Consider the following 18,536-nt stretch of genomic DNA (forward strand, 5'->3'; position numbering starts at 1 on the left):
GGCGCCTTTTTATTCGCATAAAATACAAATTATTAACTAAGCATTTTTAACTTGATCTTCAAAGCTTGAGCCAACTTTACCTGCTTGAGAGTTATTAAAGATTTCTTCGTTGAACTCGCCTTCAGATTTAGCAATCACGACAGTAGCTACTGAGTCACCGGTGACGTTTACTGCTGTACGGATCATATCTAATAGACGGTCTACACCAATAATTAGTGCAATACCTTCAACAGGAAGACCAACTTGGTTAAGTACCATGGCAAGCATGATTAGACCAACACCAGGAACACCAGCGGTACCGATAGAGGCTAAGGTTGCGGTTACAACCACTAAGGCATAATCCATAAGACCTAATTCAATACCAAATACTTGGGCAATAAATACCGTTGCAACACCTTGCATGATAGCAGTGCCATCCATGTTGATGGTTGCACCTAAAGGCAGAGTAAATGAAGCGACTTTATTGTCAGCACCTAAACGGTGTTCACATGTTTCAATCGTTACAGGTAACGTCGCATTTGAACTCGCGGTGCTGAAAGCAAATAGCTGAACATCACGCATCTTGCGCAAGAACATAAATGGACTGAGCCCAGTAAATGTTTTCAACAGTGTTGGATAAACCACTAATGCCTGTACTAGCAACACGAAAATGACTAAGAAGAAGTATTGAACCACACTGCCTAAGGTTTCTAGTCCAAGAGTTAAGCTTAACTTAGCCATTAGAGCAAAGACACCGTATGGTGCAAGTTGCATGACTAGCGTTACTACACGCATGATGACTTCGTTTAAGTCATTAAATAGCGCGGATACACGAGCGCCGCGTTCACCAATATGAGAAATGGCAAAACCAAAGATGACTGCAAAAATGATAATTTGCAGCATGTTGCCTTGGCTCATAGCTTCAATTGGGTTAGTCGGCACAATGTTAATCACTACTTCAGAAAGGCTTGGTGCATCTTTGGCACTGAATTCCATTGCTGAAGTGGCAAGTGACGCATTACCAGGATGAACGATAATAGCGAGTGTGATTGCAACGGTGAGTGCAATTGCAGTAGTGAACATATAAAAGGCAATGGTTTTACCGCCTAGTCGCCCTAATTTAGAGGGATCGCTCAATGAACTTGTACCACAAACCAGTGATACAAACACGAGTGGTACTACTAACATTTTCAAACTTGAAATAAATATTGTTCCGACAACATGTAAAATGCCTTCGGTTATATAGTCTTTTACAAAAAGGCTTTCTGGAAATACGTTTCTCAGAATTAATCCGAGAAGAATACCCGCACCCATACCTATGAGGATTTTGCTTGTTAAACCAAGCTTACTATTTTTATTCAAAACTACTTCCTTCCAATCTCAATCATCGATTTTTAATGATTTTTATATTTATCTTTTAAAGCCTAGCAGGAAAATAAATCTTATGAAACGGTGTAAAAGTTAAAGTTTTTAAGGAAAAATGCCGAATAAAACAGTAGAGTAACAAAAAAGTTACCAGATTTTTGTGTAATATCGCGATATAAGTAACTATTATAAATCTTAAGTACGATTTTAATGTAACAGGGAGACTGACAATGAGGTCAGCACAAAGACTATTTTTAGCGCTTTTGAGTTCAATTTTTCTTTTCGCTTGTAGTGGTGGAGGAAGCATTTCAGATGACGGTGGTGGGGGAACGACTCCTACTGAAACTTTTACAGTTGAACTGGTTTCTTCAGTCGCATCCGATGAAGTAGTAGATGCAACTACCGGAGCACTATTAACCGCTACAGTTAAAAGTTCAATAAATGGCGCAGTCTCTGGTGAGTTAGTTACCTTTGAGTTGAGCAATCAAGAATTAGGTTCTTTTGATGTTTCAACTGCAACAGCTGTAACCAATTCAGAAGGCGTTGCAACTATTAACCTCTTTTCAGCTGAAATTGCAGGCTCAGGTTCTGTGACCGCCAGTATCGCATCTGGTGAAGCTGGTACTGTTGCATTTACTATGCTTGGCGATGGTGGTGAAGCGGGCGGTGGATCCCAAGTAAGTCTCAAGTTATATAATGCTGCTGGTGAAGAAGTTGAAACGATTAGTACACTTGTTCCAGGTGTTTTAGTTGCTACAGTAACTGGTATCAGCAAGCCAACGATTGTTTCGTTTAGTTCTGAAATTGGTGACTTGCCAATAACTTCAGCGGTAACAAATGGTGAGAATCAAGCATCTGTAGATATTTATGCAGGTAGCTCTTTAGGGGCAGGAACAGTTACCGCATCACTTTCTACCGGTGAGAAAGGCGAAGCGATTGTTGTTGTCGGAGCAACAAATGTTGTGATGGGAAGCGGTTCTCCTTTTACTGAGGGAGTAGCTGAAGTCAGCACTTCTGATTTATCTGCTGGTGGCACAGCAACAGTTACTGTTCTTATACAAGATGAGGAAGGTAATCCATTCACACAACCTATTGATGTGAATTTTTCATCGACTTGTGCGACAAAGGTTCCTGCACAGGCTCAATTAAGTTCTCCAGTTTCATCTTCAAACGGCGTTGCCACATCTACTTATCTAGCACAAGGTTGTGTTGGGGAAGATCAGATTAATGTAACTGCAAATGCGGGTGGTATCAGTTTATCAGCTGTTGCAACTATCAATGTTTTACAGTCTGATATTGGCAGTATTGTGTTTGTATCAGCTGAGCCTGAAAATATTGGAATTTTAGGTACCGGTGGTATTGAATCATCAGTGGTGAAGTTTCAAGTTCTTGATAAAAATAGTAATGTCGTAGCTAATCAAGCTGTAGATTTCTCGTTAAATACTGTTGTCGGTGGCATTTCAATCGATCCAATTACTGCGACCACTAATAATGAAGGCATTGTTCAGACAGTGGTAACCACTGGTACAGTCGCAACATCTGTTCGAGTTACGGGCACTATTCAGGGGTCATCTCCTGTTATTTCAAGTCAATCAAGCCAATTAGTTGTTTCAACGGGTATTCCTGACCAAGACAGTTTTTCATTATCTTCAACAATTTTAAACGCTGAAGGTTGGAATAAAGAGGGGACTGAGGTTGAAGTCACAGCTCGAATGGCTGATGCATTCAATAACCCTGTGCCTGATGGAACAACAGTATCTTTTACAACCGAAGGTGGTTCGATTGAAGATGCATGTCAGACTATCAATGGTGCTTGTTCGGTTGTGTGGACATCACAGTTACCACGTCCCGAAGGTAAAAGCTTTTATGATGCTCTAGGAGTTCAAGTATTAAGCCCAATACAAGATCTAAAGTGCTATAAATTATCGGACAAAACAGAAGATCCAACTTGTGAAGAAGATAATATTGTTTCCGGTAACTATTATGGCCAACCTTATGGTGGTCGAGCAACAATTACTGCCACTGCTATTGGTGAAGAATCATTCCCAGATTTGAATGGTAATGGTCGCTTTGATGCCGATGAAATGAATGAATTTTTAACTGGTACTGATGTTACTGGTGAGAAGTTTGATTTAGATGATGCATTTAATGATTACAATGAAGATACAGTTTTCAATCCACAAGCTGATGATGCTTTAAAAGGTCTTGATGGTGGTTCATTAGAAGAATTGATTGATTTCAATGTCAATACCGTTTTTGACAAAGCTGATGGTTTATACAATGGTGTGCTTTGTTCAGACCCTGTTCACGCAGGTTGTGCTGATGGGGTGAGTGATTCTAAGTCATTATTTGTAAGACGTAGTATTGTAATCGTGATGTCAGGAAGTACTGCTGTTGTGTCTCTACCTGAAGACATTAAAATATTTGATGAAGAAAGTGGGGAAGATGTTGATGGGAACCCAATTGTAGTTGACCGAGAGCATGACGGAAATTCTCCAATTCAAATTATTGGTAAAGGTTCTGCTAGTGTAGTATTTACTCTTTCTGATTTACATAATCAGCAATTACCAGCTGGTACCACAGTGACCTTTAAAGCGTCTGCAGGGGCTGTAAGTAGTACCTCGACAATTACATGGCCTAGCTCAAACCATAACGGTGGCCTTGATTTAGCCGTATCGCTAAAAGGTGAAGATGAACCCAATTCGGGTGTGTTCTCAGTAACAACTGAAACCCCCGGAGGCGTATTAACAGAAGTGCTATCAATTCCAATTAAAATACTTTAACTTGAATCATAAGATACAAAAATGCCGCTCATTGAGCGGCATTTTTTATGCTTATTAAAAGAAGTATTATTTACTTTTGGAATTGATAAACACTGCCCAATTTTAAAATCTGGGTTAATTCATCTAACGCGGTGCGTGATTCAATTATTAATTGCGGATCAGCTAAGTCCTTTACTTCTAAACTGTCGCGGTAATGTTTATCTACCCAGACATTTAGTCGATTAAATAATGCATCATTCATTAATGTGTTTTGATTAACGGCTGATATTTCTAATTCACTCATTGCAACCCGCAGACGTAAACAAGCAGGGCCGCCGCCATTTTGCATACTTTGTTTCACATCATAATACTGTACTTGTTTAATAGGCGTGCCTAAAGTCACCAGCTCATTGAGGTAAGCAAATACCGCAGGGTTCTCTTGACAGTTAGTAGGCGCAATAATCGCCATTTCGCCGTTTGGTAGGGTAATAATCTGAGTATTAAATAAATAACTCTTAACAGCATCGTTAATTGAAACTTGATCCGTTGCGACTTTAATAAAGTGCACATCGGTGTTCATCTTGCTGCGGATTTCTTCAAATTTGGCTTCAGTATTTAAAAAAGCTTGTTCGTGATAGAACAATACATTTTGGTTACCAACTGAAATCACATCGTTATGAAATACACCTTGATCAATCACGCTTGGGTTTTGCTGCATAAAGACGCTGCTTTCTTCATCTAGTTGATGCAAGCGAGCAACAGCTTGTGACGCTTCTAATGTTTGCCTAGCTGGGTATTTAGTCGGTTTAACTGCATTCGGATTAGTTGCTTCTTGTCCGTAAACAAATAGCTCTACACCTGAGTGGCCGTAATCCTGGCAAAGGCGAGTGTGATTGGCTGCGCCTTCATCACCAAAACTTGCGTGTTCAGGTAAATGCAGATGATGCTTAAAAAAACGCTCATCTTTAAATGTCGCTTTTAGAATATTACCTGTCGTTAACGGCTCAATGCTGCGGTGCAGCTTATCGACCAAGTTTGCTGGTGTGAAATGCACTTTCCCATCGCGAGTATCAGCACTCGGTGAGACTGTGGCCGCATTTGCAGTCCACATTGATGATGCACTGCAACAGGCATTTAATAAAGCAGGAGCATGCTTAGCGGCTTGGTTTAGTACTTCAGTGTCAGAACCTGCAAAACCCATACGGCGAAGAGAGTGAAGGTCAGGACGTTCTTGAGGGGCTAATACTCCTTGAATCATACCTAAGTCAGCAAGTGCTTTTGCTTTTTTCAGTCCTTGCTTCGCGGCAGACTTTGGATTTGAAGCTTGCGCAGCGTTGCTATATGAGGCTACATTACCAAAAGATAAACCTGCATAATTGTGGGTTGGTCCGACAAGTCCATCAAAGTTCGCTTCGAAGTGCTTCATTTATTATCCTTAAAAAATATTTATTATTGTTATGAAATATTGTTATGAAAATGAGTTCATTTGCTGCTAGGTACTGCAAGAATACAGCCAGTATACTGATGAAATAGGCCTTAACAAGCGGTGACTTTGGTCTCAAAAATTGAAAAAGTGACTAAACATGCACAACTTTTACTTGCTAGACCATAAATAATGAAATATTACTTTTAATTAACGCAATATTATTTTTTTTCATTTTTTATAATTGATTAAAAAATGGCTCGCTGGACACATATTAGAGGTATTTACTTGAAACATTCGTCTCAACACTCTATATATGGAACCAATTTAATCTATCAGAGACTTTTTGGCGCAAATTAAACTATGGGTAAATCGCTAGTTATTGTCGAATCGCCGGCCAAAGCCAAGACTATTAATAAATACCTTGGTAAAGAATTCATCGTTAAATCGAGTGTAGGTCATATCCGTGATTTGCCTACATCATCATCGCCTGACAGCAAGGTTGCGACTAAAACGCCTGCTGAAGTTAGGAAAATGGCCCCTGAAGAGAAAGCCAAGTATAAGCTACAACGTGATAAACGTGCGTTAGTGGCTCGTATGGGAATTAACCCTGAAAAAGGCTGGGCTGCTAAATACCAAATATTACCTGGTAAAGAAAAAGTCGTTAAAGAATTAAAAGCGCTTGCTGAAAAAGCCGACCACATCTATCTCGCAACCGATTTGGATAGAGAGGGAGAAGCAATTGCTTGGCATTTACAAGAGATCATTGGTGGTGACGAATCTCGTTATCAACGAGTTGTCTTTAACGAAATTACCAAATCTGCTATCCAAGATGCTTTCAGTGAGCCTTCAGCTCTTGATACCAATATGGTTAATGCACAACAAGCTCGTCGATTCCTCGATCGCGTTGTGGGTTTCATGGTGTCACCATTACTTTGGAAAAAAGTAGCGCGCGGTTTATCTGCTGGTCGAGTTCAATCGGTTGCAGTGCGTCTAGTGGTTGAACGTGAAGGCGAGATTAAAGCATTTGTGCCAGAAGAATTCTGGGATGTTCATGCTGACCTAGCTACTTCACAGCAGCAAAAGCTTAAAATGCAAGTTGCCAAGTTTCAATCAGCGGCATTTAGCCCGATTAATGAAGCTCAAGCTCAAGTTGCACTAGATGCATTAAAAGATGCCAAGTTTGTTGTCACTGGTCGTGATGACAAAGCGACATCAAGCAAACCTTCTGCACCATATATTACTTCTACACTGCAACAAGCTGCGAGTACGCGACTTGGTTTCGGTGTTAAGAAGACCATGATGATGGCGCAACGTTTGTACGAAGCGGGCCATATTACTTATATGCGTACCGATTCTACAAACTTAAGTAAAGAAGCCGTTGAAGGCGTGCGTGACATGATTGGTTCAGAGTACGGTAAGAAGTATTTACCTGAACAACCATTACGTTATGGTAGCAAAGAAGGTGCTCAAGAGGCGCATGAAGCTATCAGGCCGTCAAACGTCATCGTACAGTCAGCATCTTTAACAGATATGGAAAGAGACGCTCAGCGTCTTTATGAGCTCATTTGGCGACAATTTGTTGCTTGTCAGATGATGCCTGCCAAATATGATGCAACTCGTCTTACTGTTACCGCAGGTGATTACGAATTAAAAGCCAGTGGTCGCACATTACGTTTTGATGGTTGGACTAAAGTTCAGCCACCAATGGGTAAGAAGAATGATGAAGACAACACTTTACCACCTTTAGATAAAGGTGATGTGTTAGACCTTAATGAGCTATTGCCGAAACAGCATTTTACTAAACCGCCAGCGCGCTTTAGTGAAGCATCATTGGTCAAAGAACTTGAAAAACGCGGTATCGGTCGTCCATCAACCTATGCAACGATTATTTCTACGATTCAAGATCGTGGTTATGTCAAAGTTGAAAACCGTCGATTCTTCGCTGAAAAGATGGGTGAAATCGTTAGTGACCGCCTAGTTGAAAGCTTTAGCGACATTATGAACTTTGACTTTACTGCTAGCATGGAGCAAACGCTCGATGACGTAGCTCAAGGTAAGTTAGAGTGGAAAACCGTACTTGATGGTTTCTATGCTGAATTAACTAAGCAGCTCAAAAATGCTGAGTTAGATCCTGAAGAAGGTGGTATGCGTCTCAATGAGATGGTACTTGCTGAAGACATTAAATGTCCTACTTGTGGCCGTCCAATGGGGATCCGCACAGGTACAACCGGTGTATTCCTAGGTTGTTCAGGTTATGCATTGCCGCCGAAAGAACGTTGTAAGACGACAATGAACTTAACGCCTGGTGAAGAAGCGGTTAGTGATAATGAAGATGCTGAAACTGATGCTCTTCGCGCCAAACATCGTTGTGGTAAATGTGGCACAGCAATGGACAGCTACTTAATCGATGAAGGCCGTAAATTGCATGTTTGTGGTAATAACCCAACGTGTGAAGGGTACGAAATCGAAGCGGGACAGTTCAAGATTAAAGGCTATGAAGGCCCAATCATTGAGTGTGATAAATGCGGCAATGATATGGAACTTAAAAATGGTCGCTTCGGTAAGTACTTTGGCTGTACTAATACAGAGTGTAAAAATACTCGTAAGCTGCTTAAGAGCGGTGAAGCAGCGCCGCCAAAAGAAGATCCGATCTTCTTACCTGATTTAAAATGTACAAAGTCTGACGCGCATTTCGTTTTACGTGACGGCGCTGCAGGTATTTTCCTAGCTGCAAGTACATTCCCTAAATCCCGTGAGACTCGTGCACCGTTAGTTGAAGAGCTTGTGCATTACCGTGACCAACTATGGCCAAAATATCAGTACCTAGCTGATGCCCCGGTTACAGATGATGATGGTAATAAAGCCGCCGTTAAATTTAGCCGTAAAACTAAGGAGCAATATGTTGCGACTGAAGTTGATGGCAAAGCGACAGGTTGGTCTTCGAAGTTTATTGGTGGCAAGTGGGTAAGCGAATCTACTAAGAAAAAGCCAGCAAAAAAAGCGGTCAAGAAAAAAGCCTCTTAATTTGATTAAGCTTTAAATTTAAATGGGACCTAAGGGTCCCATTTTTGTTTCTGATTTTTAGCTGGGATCCGATGTATGCCTTTGTTTTTAAAGGTAAAAATATTAAATCAATGATTTGTGCCTTTCAAGATTAACTCGTAGGCTCATTTAACATACTAGGGTACCAAATAGATACTTAGCCAAAGTGACTCATCAGTTAGACCCATTCAATCTATTGTTAAGTAATTACATACTTTTTCACAAATACAAAAAAGCCTCTTTCGAGGCTTTAATTAAATAATCAACTTATATGCTTGAAAAACCTAATGAGCGCTTTACCATTTCTTCTTAGGTTGGAATAGCATATCGATATCATCTTCGTCATCTTTAGGTGTTTTGACCGCTTGAGGGTTCAACTGTTTCTGCTGAGAATCAATCTCTTCTAACAACTCTTTCGCTTCTTCAACTTTACGACTAATGAAAGGGTCATTAGGTGTTTTAGCTTTAATAGCCTGCAATGTTGCTAGTGCTTTGGACACCATTTGTTTAGATGAACCAAATTGTTTTAGCGAGTTAGCAGCGCGTGAACGTGAAAGCATTGACTCAACATTAATGCGCAATTGGTAGCTATCTATACGGTTTTCTGCTTCAGCAAACACTTGCGGGTCTAGTTTACCTTTGTTGTTTTCAGCTCTAACAATAGCTTTAAGCTTCTTGAGCATCTGTACTAATTCTAAAATTTGCTTGTCATTGTCCGGTAAGCGAAAGTTTTCAATCGCTAAAGCTTGTGATGGACTAGAGCTTAAAGTCGTGATTTGAGTTTGGATATCGACTAAGCGACGTTGGTAATCCGCTTGTTGTGGTTGATTTTCAAGATGGGTTAGGGACATTTCAAGCGCTTCATTAATCCGCTTGTAAAGCACTAAAATTACACTGCTAGGAAATGATGCCAAGCCTGTGTTAGATAAAACGTTTTCGGTTTCATTAATGATAGCTCTATGGCGTTTTAATTCCATTCTACGTTCTGCTTCAGCACGTTCTTTTTGTTGCTGAATAACACTAATACCAATGATCAGAATAAAAAGTGCACCTAACAGTATCAATACCAAGGTAAAGGTCATATGGTTTCCGTTCAATAATTAACAGCAGAGTGGTTTGTTACCACTTTTATTAAATTTGTAGTTTATATCTTAGCGCAAGACACGAACAGTGTCGTATAAAAAGTCATTCAAATCGTTAAGAATTGCTATAACTTTGGACTGAGTCCGCAAGGTTACCATTAGAGGCCAATAACATGCAAAATTCTCAAACTCGTTATTACTATTTGATTTAATAATTTAGATCGTCTATAACATTTAGCTATAACGAAATCTTTCATAAACTGTTTTGGTTGTGTTTTATTTGAACAGTTTAGTTTCTATCGAAAGTTTCTAGTAAATAAAACTGATTCACATCTGGTGCAACACGAAGGTAGTAACATGAAATTACAGCAACTAAGATATATTGCAGAAGTGGTAAAACACAATTTAAATGTCTCAGCAACAGCAGAAGACCTTTACACCTCGCAGCCAGGGATCAGTAAACAAGTCAGAATGCTTGAAGATGAGCTGGGGATACAAATCTTTGGCCGCAGTGGTAAGCATTTAACTCATGTGACACCAGCTGGCCAATTAGTGATCGATATTTCCAATGATATTTTAGGTAAAGTTGAAAGTATTAAAAAAGTCTCAGAAGAGTATACCCAACCTAATCAAGGTGAACTCAATATTGCGACAACTGATACACAAGCCCGTTATGCGCTTCCACAAGTCATTAAGCCTTTTATTAAGCGCTACCCAAAAGTGAACTTGCACATGCATCAAGGGACGCCTTCGCAAATTAGTGAGCAAGCTGCAAGAGGTGATGCTGATTTCGCAATTGCAACAGAAGCAATGCACCTATACTCAGACTTAATTATGTTACCTTGTTATCACTGGAATCGTTCGATTGTTGTTACCCGAGATCATCCGTTAGCTAATCGTAAAACCCTGACTATTGAAGATTTGGCTGAGTTTCCATTGGTAACTTATGTATTTGGTTTCGACAAAGCATCTGAAATTGAAAAGTCATTCAAGAAGGCTGAGCTAGAGCCAAGAGTCGTATTCAGTGCCACCAGTGCTGATGTACTTAAAACCTATGTGAGATTAGGACTTGGTGTCGGTGTTATCGCTTCAATGGCAATTGATCCAGTGATTGATAAAGACTTAGTGGCAATTGATGCGAGACATTTATTTGCCCATAGCACGACAAAAATTGGCTTTAGACGCGGTAGCTTTTTACGTAGTTATATGTACGACTTCATGTATAACTTTGCGCCGCACTTAACTCGTGATGTCGTAGAGAAGGCGGTAGCATTGCGGGACCAACAACTGATTGATGAGATGTTTGCCGGAATGGATTTACCCGTTCGCTAATTTATGATTTCAACCTGTTAGGTCAGTTTGAATCGATAAAAACAAAAAATCTCGCCAAGGCGAGATTTTTAATTTTTAAGCTTTATTAAACAAATTAATCAGGTGCGTAACCGTGAATACCAATAAGTTGGTCATCCAAATAGGCTTTTTTATCCACCATTTTTAATCGGTTTAAGCTAAACCATTTTACCACTAGCGGGTAGATAGCATGCTCTTGTTCATGAACACGGCTAGATAAGGTTTCTACTGTATCATCTTCATAAACAGGGACTTTAGCCTGCAATACAACAGGCCCAGCATCCAGTTCAGGAATGACAAAGTGAACACTCGCACCATGCTCAGTATCTTTGGCATCTAATGCTCTTTGATGAGTATGCAGCCCTGCATATTTAGGCAATAAAGAAGGGTGGATATTGATCATCTTACCCATATATTGACTAACGAACTCATCAGATAAAATACGCATGAAGCCAGCAAGCACAATTAAATCTGGCTGATACTGCTCAATGGCTTGCTGTAAACGCATGTCATATTGCTGGCGGCTTTCATCCTTACGGGCGATAACACAACTTGTATTGATTTCACCATGATGAGCACGGACAAGTCCGTAAGCATCAGGTTTGTTGCTAATAACACCAACAACTTCAGCGTTAAGGTTATCATCACAACCATCAATAATGGCTTGTAAGTTAGTACCGTTACCTGAGATAAGAACAAGAACGCGGCAGCATTCAGACATCTAGTTAATCTCCACTTGCTCTTCGTCACCTTGACGATTTGCAATTTCACCGATTAACCAAGCGTTTTCACCTTCAGCTTTAAGTAGTTCAAGTGCTGACTCTACTTTTTCAGCAGGAAGGGCAATAATCATACCTACACCACAGTTAAAGGTGCGGTACATTTCAAACTGCTCTATGTTGCCGTTTTCCATTAACCAGTCGAAAACAACAGGCCACTGCCAAGAGTCGCCTTTAACAACTGCTTTGCAATCGTCAGGTAATACGCGTGGGATGTTTTCCCAGAATCCACCACCAGTAATATGCGCCATTGCATGAACTTCAGTTTGCTCAAGCAACTTAAGTAAAGGCTTTACATAAATCTTGGTAGGTTCTAATAAATGCTCTATAAGCGGTTTACCAGCAAGATCTTGTTGAGGATCTGCCTTGCTTACTTCTAATACTTTACGTACTAAAGAGTAACCATTTGAGTGAGGGCCAGTTGAACCTAGTGCAATAAGTGCGTCACCAGATTTAACTTTAGTCCCGTCGATGATAGCTTCTTTTTCAGCGACACCAACACAAAAACCCGCTAAATCGTAATCTTCACCTTCATACATACCAGGCATTTCAGCAGTTTCACCACCGATTAATGCACAACCTGATTGATGACAGCCTTCAGCAATACCGTTAACAACTGAAGTGGCAGTTTCAACATCTAACTTGCCAGTTGCGTAGTAATCTAGGAAGAACAAAGGTTCAGCACCAGATACGATTAAGTCATTTACACACATAGCAACTAAATCAACACCAACAGTGTCGTGCTTTTTGTAATCAATGGCTAAACGTAACTTGGTTCCAACACCGTCAGTACCAGAGACTAATACTGGGTGTTTATACTTAGTTGGCAATTCGCAAAGAGCGCCAAAACCACCTAGGTTGCCCATTACTTCAGGACGGTGAGTGCGTTTTACCGCAGATTTAATATTATTGACTAATGCATTACCAGCATCGATATCAACGCCAGCGTCTTTGTAGCTAAGTGGTGTAGGAGTGCTCACGGAGGATCCTCTAGGGTACATCGTTTTATGGGATTTTATGCGGCGCTATTCTATCAGCTTGTGGTAGGCGTCGAAAGTCATGATTTAGCTTTATCCGATTATGAAAACAGTTTTCTGTAATGCTTTTAGCTGTTTAGCGTGAGATTGGCTGCAATTATGAAACCTTATGTTTTATAAAGAGAATAAATAAACTAGAATTTGAACAATTTGCGAAAAATATCTCATCATCAGGAGTGCAAAAATGAAAGTCGTTGAAGTAAAACACCCGTTAATTCGTCATAAAGTAGGCTTAATGCGTGAAGCTGAAATCAGTACTAAACGTTTTCGTGAGTTAGCCACAGAAGTTGGTAGCTTATTAACGTACGAAGCAACAGCAGACTTTGAAACAGAAACTGTCACTATTAATGGCTGGAACGGCCCTGTTGAGATTGAACAGATCAAAGGTAAGAAGGTGACAGTTGTCCCTATTCTTCGAGCAGGATTGGGGATGATGGATGGCGTATTAGAGCATATGCCTAGTGCTAAAATTTCTGTTGTCGGTATTTACCGTGACGAAGAAACTTTAGAACCAGTTCCATATTTTGACAAACTCGTTAGCAATGTTGATGAGCGTGTGGCGATTGTGGTCGATCCTATGCTGGCAACAGGCGGTTCGATGATTGCGACTATCGACTTACTTAAAAAGCGTGGCTGTGTGTCAATAAAAGCACTGGTATTAGTTGCTGCGCCTGAAGGTATTAAGGCTTTAGAAGCTGCACATCCAGATATCGAACTATATACAGCATCAATCGATGACTGCTTAAATGAGCAGGGTTATATTTTACCGGGTCTTGGTGATGCTGGGGATAAGATTTTCGGTACTAAATAAATTTAGTAAACCGATAATAAAAAAGGAGCCGTTGGCTCCTTTTTTATTGGGTCTTAATCAGTATTTACGACTTCATATTGTTCAAGACTGATAATGCTATCGACTACTAAAGTACCATTGCTGCAATCCAGCCAAAGCCGATAAGCGGAATGTTGTAGTGAATAAAGGTCGGGATAACACTGTCACGGATATGATCGTGCTGTCCGTCAGCATTTAGACCTGCTGTTGGGCCTAAGGTTGAATCTGAAGCAGGTGAGCCTGCATCACCCAAAGCTGCTGCTGTACCCACTAATGCGATTGTTGCTGCAACTGAAAAGCCAAAGGTGAGTGCTAATGGTACATAAATGGTAGCGATAATTGGAATGGTTGAGAATGAAGAACCAATGCCCATAGTAATTAATAACCCTACAACCAGCATGAGCAAGGCTGCTAAGGCTTTATTGTCACCAATAATGTCGCCTAACGAAGTAACAAGGGTGCTGACTTCACCAGTGGATTTTACTACCGCAGCAAAACCCGCTGCTGCAATCATGATGAAACCAATATTGGCCATCATCAATACACCTTGGTTAAACATATCTTGCCTGACATCAGGTTTAATAATGCCTGAGAAACGGAAGATGATGAAACCTGTTAATGCACCGAATATCATTGAGTCAGTTTGTAATTGAACCACTAACGTTGCAACGATAGCCACAAGCGAAATGATTATGGTCTTCTTGTTAATTCCCACTTCTTCACTTTGGTCTGCAACAATATCCTTCGCTTCATAAATTCGTGGTTTACGGTAAGTAATGAACACTGCTGTTAATAAGCCAGTAATCATTCCTAGCGCAGGTAGAAGCATAGCGGTTGGAATTTGTTCTTTAACTGCTTCAAGACCATTGTTGTTCAAGTTAGCCAATAAAATATCATTTAAGAAAATACCACCAAAGCCGATCGGTAAAATCATATAAGTGGTAACAAGACCAAAAGTGATAATACAAGCAACTAAGCGTCTATCGATTTGTAGTTTGCTTAATACATGCAGTAATGGCGGGATCAAAATTGGAATAAACGCAATATGGATTGGCAGAATATTTTGCGAACTTATTGCCATTAATAAAATGGAAGCAAGTAATAACCAACGCACAACTAATGTGTTGGTGCTATTTGGTTCTTTACCCACTTTTTTAATAATGTTGTGAGAAATGAGTGTGGTTAAGCCAGAATGCGATAAAGCGGCAGCAAAGGCGCCAAGTAAGGCATAACTTAAAGCAATTTGTGCACCTCCGCCAAGACCATCATTAAAGGCTGCGATGGTTTGATGAATATCTAAGCCTCCAACTAACCCTGCAACAAGTGCGCTTACAGTTAGTGCGATGACAACATTCACACGCATGAGACTTAATGCAAGCATTAAGGTGACAGCAATTACGACCGCATTCATATTAATTTTTTCTTATTTAGTTTTGTTATTAGATAGACATAGTGAAGTCATTCTTGTCCGTATCAAACGTCATGTCCAGTTTATCTCTATTCAGTTTACAAAAAGTGTATTCATGTAAGGAGGGTTTTTCATTGATGTAACAAGGCCTGTCGTTATGTTGAATATAATCTTTTGTATAAAGCAAATTATTCATTTGCCTTTTTCTTATCGACAAGTGGACTGTTTTTTCAGCAGGTAAAACATATTTCATCTTAAAGGACTTATTTCTTTAATCAATTAGGGGTAAGGTATATCGCAATTATCCAAGATACAGATTCATTTCAAGTTGAAGCAATTGTGTGAGCTGTCTCGCATAATGCTTTAGTTTGGGTATAATGCTACTCAGATTAACAGGCATTGTTTTTAAGTTTTTTTCAATCCATAGATGGAGATATAAAATGAGCGTATTAGTAGGCCGTCCGGCCCCAGATTTTACTGCCGCAGCGGTTCTTGGTACTGGTGAAATCGTTGATAGTTTCAATCTATCTACCGCGATTAAAGGTAAGTCAGCAGTTGTTTTCTTCTACCCACTAGATTTCACTTTCGTGTGTCCTTCAGAGTTGATTGCTTTTGATCACCGTATTGAAGAGTTCACTAAACGTGGCGTTGAAGTTATCGGTGTTTCAATCGATTCTCAGTTCTCTCATCACGCTTGGAGAAATACTGCTGTAGATAAAGGCGGTATCGGTGAAGTTAACTACACACTAGTTGCTGACGTTAAGCACGAAATCTGTAAAGCATACGACGTTGAGCATCCAGAAGCAGGTGTTGCTTTCCGTGCATCTTTCTTAATCGACAAAGAAGGTCAAGTTCGTCATCAAGTGGTTAACGATTTACCACTAGGACGTAACGTTGACGAAATGCTACGTATGATCGATGCGTTACAATTCCACGAAGAGCACGGTGAAGTTTGTCCTGCTGGTTGGGAAAAAGGCGACAAAGGAATGACTGCAACGACTGAAGGTGTTGCTTCTTACCTAAAAGATAACTCTGACAAGCTTTAATCGCTTTTGTTAGATATTAAAAAAGCTGCCTAGGCAGCTTTTTTTGTGTCTTTTAAAAGTGCATTGAATTGGTGCTAACTCTCTGACGCTTCTTTTACTTCTACTTCATCAACTTCTTCACTCACCATTGGCCAACCGCCCAAAGTTTTCCACTTATTGACGATATAACAGAATAATTCTGCAGTTCGTTCTGTGTCGTACAAGGCTGAGTGCGCTTCTTTATTGTCAAAGTCGATTCCTGCCATTTTACATGCCTTAGCAAGTACGGTGTGGCCGATAGCTAATCCGGCTAGCGTTGCGGTATCGAAAGTTGCGAATGGGTGGAATGGAGAACGTTTTAAGTCGTTGCGTTCAATGGCTTTATTAACAAAGCCAATATCAAATGCAGCATTGTGAGCCACAATGATACAGCGATGACAGTCAGCCGCTTTTTGTGCTTTCTTCACATGCTTGAAAATTTCTAGGAACGCTTGCTTTTCATCGACAGCGCCACGTAAAGGATTAGTTGGATCGATACCATTAAACGCTAATGCTTCAGGTTCAAGGTTTGCACCTTCAAAAGGCTCAATATGAAAGTGTTGGGTTTTATCAAGTTCAATAAAACCATCATCATTCATTTTAAGGGTGGTGACAGCTATTTCTAGCAACGCATCAGTTGCGGCATTGAAACCTGCGGTCTCGACATCGATAACAACAGGAAAGTAGCCTCTAAAGCGGTGTTTGAATTTGTTTGCGTCGCAGATATCGCTCATTAAAAACCTCATTCTCTAATATGTCGGCTATTATGCTAAAACTGTGGCTCAGTGTCATGTTTGATTGTGCGATTTCTCTGCTAAAGAATAATAAAACTTTGCCGATACAGAAATGTGACTATCTGACAGGGTGTTTTTATGTGGCGTAAAGCAATTCTATTATCAAGCTTAGGGTGTGTGTTTTCTGTGCAAGCAGATTTACAGCACTATGTTGCGTCTTTAGATGATTCAATGTGGCGCATTAGCCAAAATAGTCCGATTGAATGCCGACTAGAGCATGATATCCCTGACTACGGTAGAGCCGTTTTTACGAGTAAAGCGGGTAAAGATTTGAATCTAAACTTTACCTTAGATATGTGGAATAAACCTGATCAAGTCACTAATGCCGAGCTTATCAGCAAAGCCCCTCAATGGCGTCCAGGCGTTAATGAAAAAGCAATTACTAAACTTAAGTATCAAAAGCAATTTAATGGCGAAGTACCTAAACAAGCAGCCTGGTCAATGCTATCGGAATTAAGTAAGGGGATGCAGCCTACTTTTTATTATGCTGATTGGTATAACAAGGCAGATAAAGTGGCAGTAGGTTTATCGGCAGCAAATTTTGGTGGCCAATATAGACAGTTTCGCTCATGTTTATCGACATTATTACCTTACGGCTTCGACGATATTGCATTTACAGTATTAAATTATGAAGAGGGTGGTACTAATTTAACCCGTTTCTCTAAACAGCAACTTAATCGCGTAAAAGAGTATTTATCATATGACTCTGATGTTGAATTGATTTTCGTGGACGCTTATACCGACAGTTATGGTGGACGCTCGACTAACCAGCGGGTTTCTGAACGTCGTGCGGACTCTGTTGCGGACATTCTAGTGGCTAGCGGCATTGAAGAAAGCCGTATTCATAAAACCGGCCATGGTGAAAGGCGACATGTTGCTTCTAATAACTTAATGGAAGAAAGAGCCCGTAACCGCCGAGTTGTGATTAAGATTTCTAAAAGCATTTAAGATTAGTCATAAGGAAGGTTAACTGACAACTGGTTGATGCTGATTTTGATGTTACTTATTCCGGTGTTAGTAATTTGATGACCTTAATATGGTTTGTGTTACTTTTGATGGTAATAGAACTGCGATAATGGTTTAGCTTTATGAGCTAAGCCATTTTTTATGCTTGAAGCATCGGTAGATTTTAAATGGTTTTAAAGGGTAAATTTTTAGATAAAAAAAAGCCCGCTTAAAGTAAGCGGGCCAAACAATTTGTATTCACAAATTCAAGGAAGGAAGTCAAGCATAAGAACCAGGGATAAGATGAGGTATTGGGGTACATCATCTTGGAGTTCTTGGTTTTCAATAACTAAATTAGCTATGTCCTGAAAACAAGATACATATTAGAGAGATTGCTCTAGATTGACAAACTAGAAAAATTTCAATTTATCATTAGTAAAACTAATCTGAACTATTGAGTTCGATTATAGTGTAATCACGCTTAAGTGAGTAAAGTGGATTAAAACATACTTTATAAGCATGGTGAGTGCATATTTAGTCGATTTAAGCGTTTTAAGTAATGATATACAATTGTTAAAAGTCAGCTTATGTACAGTAAAAACTAAAATAATAAAATAAATTTATCTTCTATAAGCCTATGATATCGGGTGATTAACTTAAATGGTGATGTTTAT

Annotated in this window: 13 protein-coding genes; 6 read left to right on the forward strand and 7 right to left on the reverse strand. The window is 39.9% G+C overall.

The features are described from left to right. Positions 1-36 precede the first annotated feature (36 nt). Positions 37-1,341: a dicarboxylate/amino acid:cation symporter gene (locus K5Q58_RS16545; RefSeq protein ID WP_220755007.1), complete on the reverse strand. Its 1,305-nt coding sequence runs from the start codon at positions 1,339-1,341 to the stop codon at positions 37-39. A 233-nt stretch (positions 1,342-1,574) separates the two neighbouring features. On the opposite strand from K5Q58_RS16545, the gene K5Q58_RS16550 reads away from it, so the two are divergent. Further along, positions 1,575-4,127 (forward strand): hypothetical protein, encoded by a 2,553-nt coding sequence (locus K5Q58_RS16550; RefSeq protein ID WP_220755008.1) that lies wholly within the window; start codon positions 1,575-1,577, stop codon positions 4,125-4,127. Between the two features lie 70 nt (positions 4,128-4,197). On the opposite strand, the gene astB is transcribed toward K5Q58_RS16550, so the two are convergent. Further along, positions 4,198-5,532 carry an N-succinylarginine dihydrolase gene (gene astB, locus K5Q58_RS16555; RefSeq protein WP_220755009.1) on the reverse strand — a complete coding sequence of 445 codons (1,335 nt, stop codon included), beginning with the start codon at positions 5,530-5,532 and terminating at the stop codon, positions 4,198-4,200. A 360-nt stretch (positions 5,533-5,892) separates the two neighbouring features. On the opposite strand from astB, the gene topA reads away from it, so the two are divergent. Next, positions 5,893-8,556 (forward strand): type I DNA topoisomerase, encoded by a 2,664-nt coding sequence (gene topA / locus K5Q58_RS16560; RefSeq protein WP_220755010.1) that lies wholly within the window; start codon positions 5,893-5,895, stop codon positions 8,554-8,556. 314 nt (positions 8,557-8,870) lie between these two features. Here topA and K5Q58_RS16565 read toward each other — a convergent pair whose 3' ends face one another. Further along, positions 8,871-9,656: a hypothetical protein gene (locus K5Q58_RS16565; protein WP_220755011.1), complete on the reverse strand. Its 786-nt coding sequence runs from the start codon at positions 9,654-9,656 to the stop codon at positions 8,871-8,873. Positions 9,657-10,013: 357 nt separating this feature from the next. Here K5Q58_RS16565 and cysB point away from each other — a divergent pair, with 357 nt between their 5' ends. Beyond that, positions 10,014-10,988: an HTH-type transcriptional regulator CysB gene (gene cysB / locus K5Q58_RS16570; RefSeq protein ID WP_102528355.1), complete on the forward strand. Its 975-nt coding sequence runs from the start codon at positions 10,014-10,016 to the stop codon at positions 10,986-10,988. A gap of 94 nt (positions 10,989-11,082) precedes the next feature. On the opposite strand, the gene purN is transcribed toward cysB, so the two are convergent. Continuing rightward, positions 11,083-11,727 (reverse strand): phosphoribosylglycinamide formyltransferase, encoded by a 645-nt coding sequence (gene purN / locus K5Q58_RS16575; RefSeq protein WP_220755012.1) that lies wholly within the window; start codon positions 11,725-11,727, stop codon positions 11,083-11,085. Next, entirely contained in the window at positions 11,728-12,765 is a 1,038-nt protein-coding gene (purM, locus tag K5Q58_RS16580) for a phosphoribosylformylglycinamidine cyclo-ligase (RefSeq protein ID WP_220755013.1), read from the reverse strand. Between the two features lie 241 nt (positions 12,766-13,006). On the opposite strand from purM, the gene upp reads away from it, so the two are divergent. After that, positions 13,007-13,633 carry a uracil phosphoribosyltransferase gene (gene upp, locus K5Q58_RS16585; protein ID WP_220755014.1) on the forward strand — a complete coding sequence of 209 codons (627 nt, stop codon included), beginning with the start codon at positions 13,007-13,009 and terminating at the stop codon, positions 13,631-13,633. Positions 13,634-13,739: 106 nt separating this feature from the next. Here upp and K5Q58_RS16590 read toward each other — a convergent pair whose 3' ends face one another. Continuing rightward, positions 13,740-15,062, reverse strand: coding sequence for a Na+/H+ antiporter family protein (locus tag K5Q58_RS16590; protein WP_220755015.1), 1,323 nt, complete (start codon positions 15,060-15,062; stop codon positions 13,740-13,742). A 437-nt stretch (positions 15,063-15,499) separates the two neighbouring features. Here K5Q58_RS16590 and K5Q58_RS16595 point away from each other — a divergent pair, with 437 nt between their 5' ends. Further along, positions 15,500-16,105 carry a peroxiredoxin gene (locus K5Q58_RS16595; protein WP_102528360.1) on the forward strand — a complete coding sequence of 202 codons (606 nt, stop codon included), beginning with the start codon at positions 15,500-15,502 and terminating at the stop codon, positions 16,103-16,105. Positions 16,106-16,179: 74 nt separating this feature from the next. On the opposite strand, the gene rnt is transcribed toward K5Q58_RS16595, so the two are convergent. Beyond that, positions 16,180-16,857 (reverse strand): ribonuclease T, encoded by a 678-nt coding sequence (gene rnt / locus K5Q58_RS16600; RefSeq protein WP_220755016.1) that lies wholly within the window; start codon positions 16,855-16,857, stop codon positions 16,180-16,182. Positions 16,858-16,995: 138 nt separating this feature from the next. Here rnt and K5Q58_RS16605 point away from each other — a divergent pair, with 138 nt between their 5' ends. After that, a complete protein-coding gene (locus K5Q58_RS16605; protein WP_220755017.1) occupies positions 16,996-17,865 on the forward strand; it encodes an OmpA family protein in 870 nt (289 codons plus the stop codon). The last annotated feature ends 671 nt before the right edge of the window (positions 17,866-18,536 follow it).

This window comes from Shewanella sp. KT0246 (assembly GCF_019654955.1).
GTDB lineage: Bacteria > Pseudomonadota > Gammaproteobacteria > Enterobacterales > Shewanellaceae > Shewanella > Shewanella goraebulensis.

Bases quoted from the DNA above. Each gene is read 5' to 3' on its own strand.
- K5Q58_RS16550 (WP_220755008.1), top strand. From the start codon at position 1,575: ATGAGGTCAGCACAAAGACTATTTTTAGCGCTTTTGAGTTCAATTTTT.
- astB (WP_220755009.1), bottom strand. From the start codon at position 5,532: ATGAAGCACTTCGAAGCGAACTTTGATGGACTTGTCGGACCAACCCAC.
- topA (WP_220755010.1), top strand. From the start codon at position 5,893: ATGGGTAAATCGCTAGTTATTGTCGAATCGCCGGCCAAAGCCAAGACT.
- K5Q58_RS16565 (WP_220755011.1), bottom strand. From the start codon at position 9,656: ATGACCTTTACCTTGGTATTGATACTGTTAGGTGCACTTTTTATTCTG.
- cysB (WP_102528355.1), top strand. From the start codon at position 10,014: ATGAAATTACAGCAACTAAGATATATTGCAGAAGTGGTAAAACACAAT.
- purN (WP_220755012.1), bottom strand. From the start codon at position 11,727: ATGTCTGAATGCTGCCGCGTTCTTGTTCTTATCTCAGGTAACGGTACT.
- upp (WP_220755014.1), top strand. From the start codon at position 13,007: ATGAAAGTCGTTGAAGTAAAACACCCGTTAATTCGTCATAAAGTAGGC.
- K5Q58_RS16590 (WP_220755015.1), bottom strand. From the start codon at position 15,062: ATGAATGCGGTCGTAATTGCTGTCACCTTAATGCTTGCATTAAGTCTC.
- K5Q58_RS16595 (WP_102528360.1), top strand. From the start codon at position 15,500: ATGAGCGTATTAGTAGGCCGTCCGGCCCCAGATTTTACTGCCGCAGCG.
- rnt (WP_220755016.1), bottom strand. From the start codon at position 16,857: ATGAGCGATATCTGCGACGCAAACAAATTCAAACACCGCTTTAGAGGC.
- K5Q58_RS16605 (WP_220755017.1), top strand. From the start codon at position 16,996: ATGTGGCGTAAAGCAATTCTATTATCAAGCTTAGGGTGTGTGTTTTCT.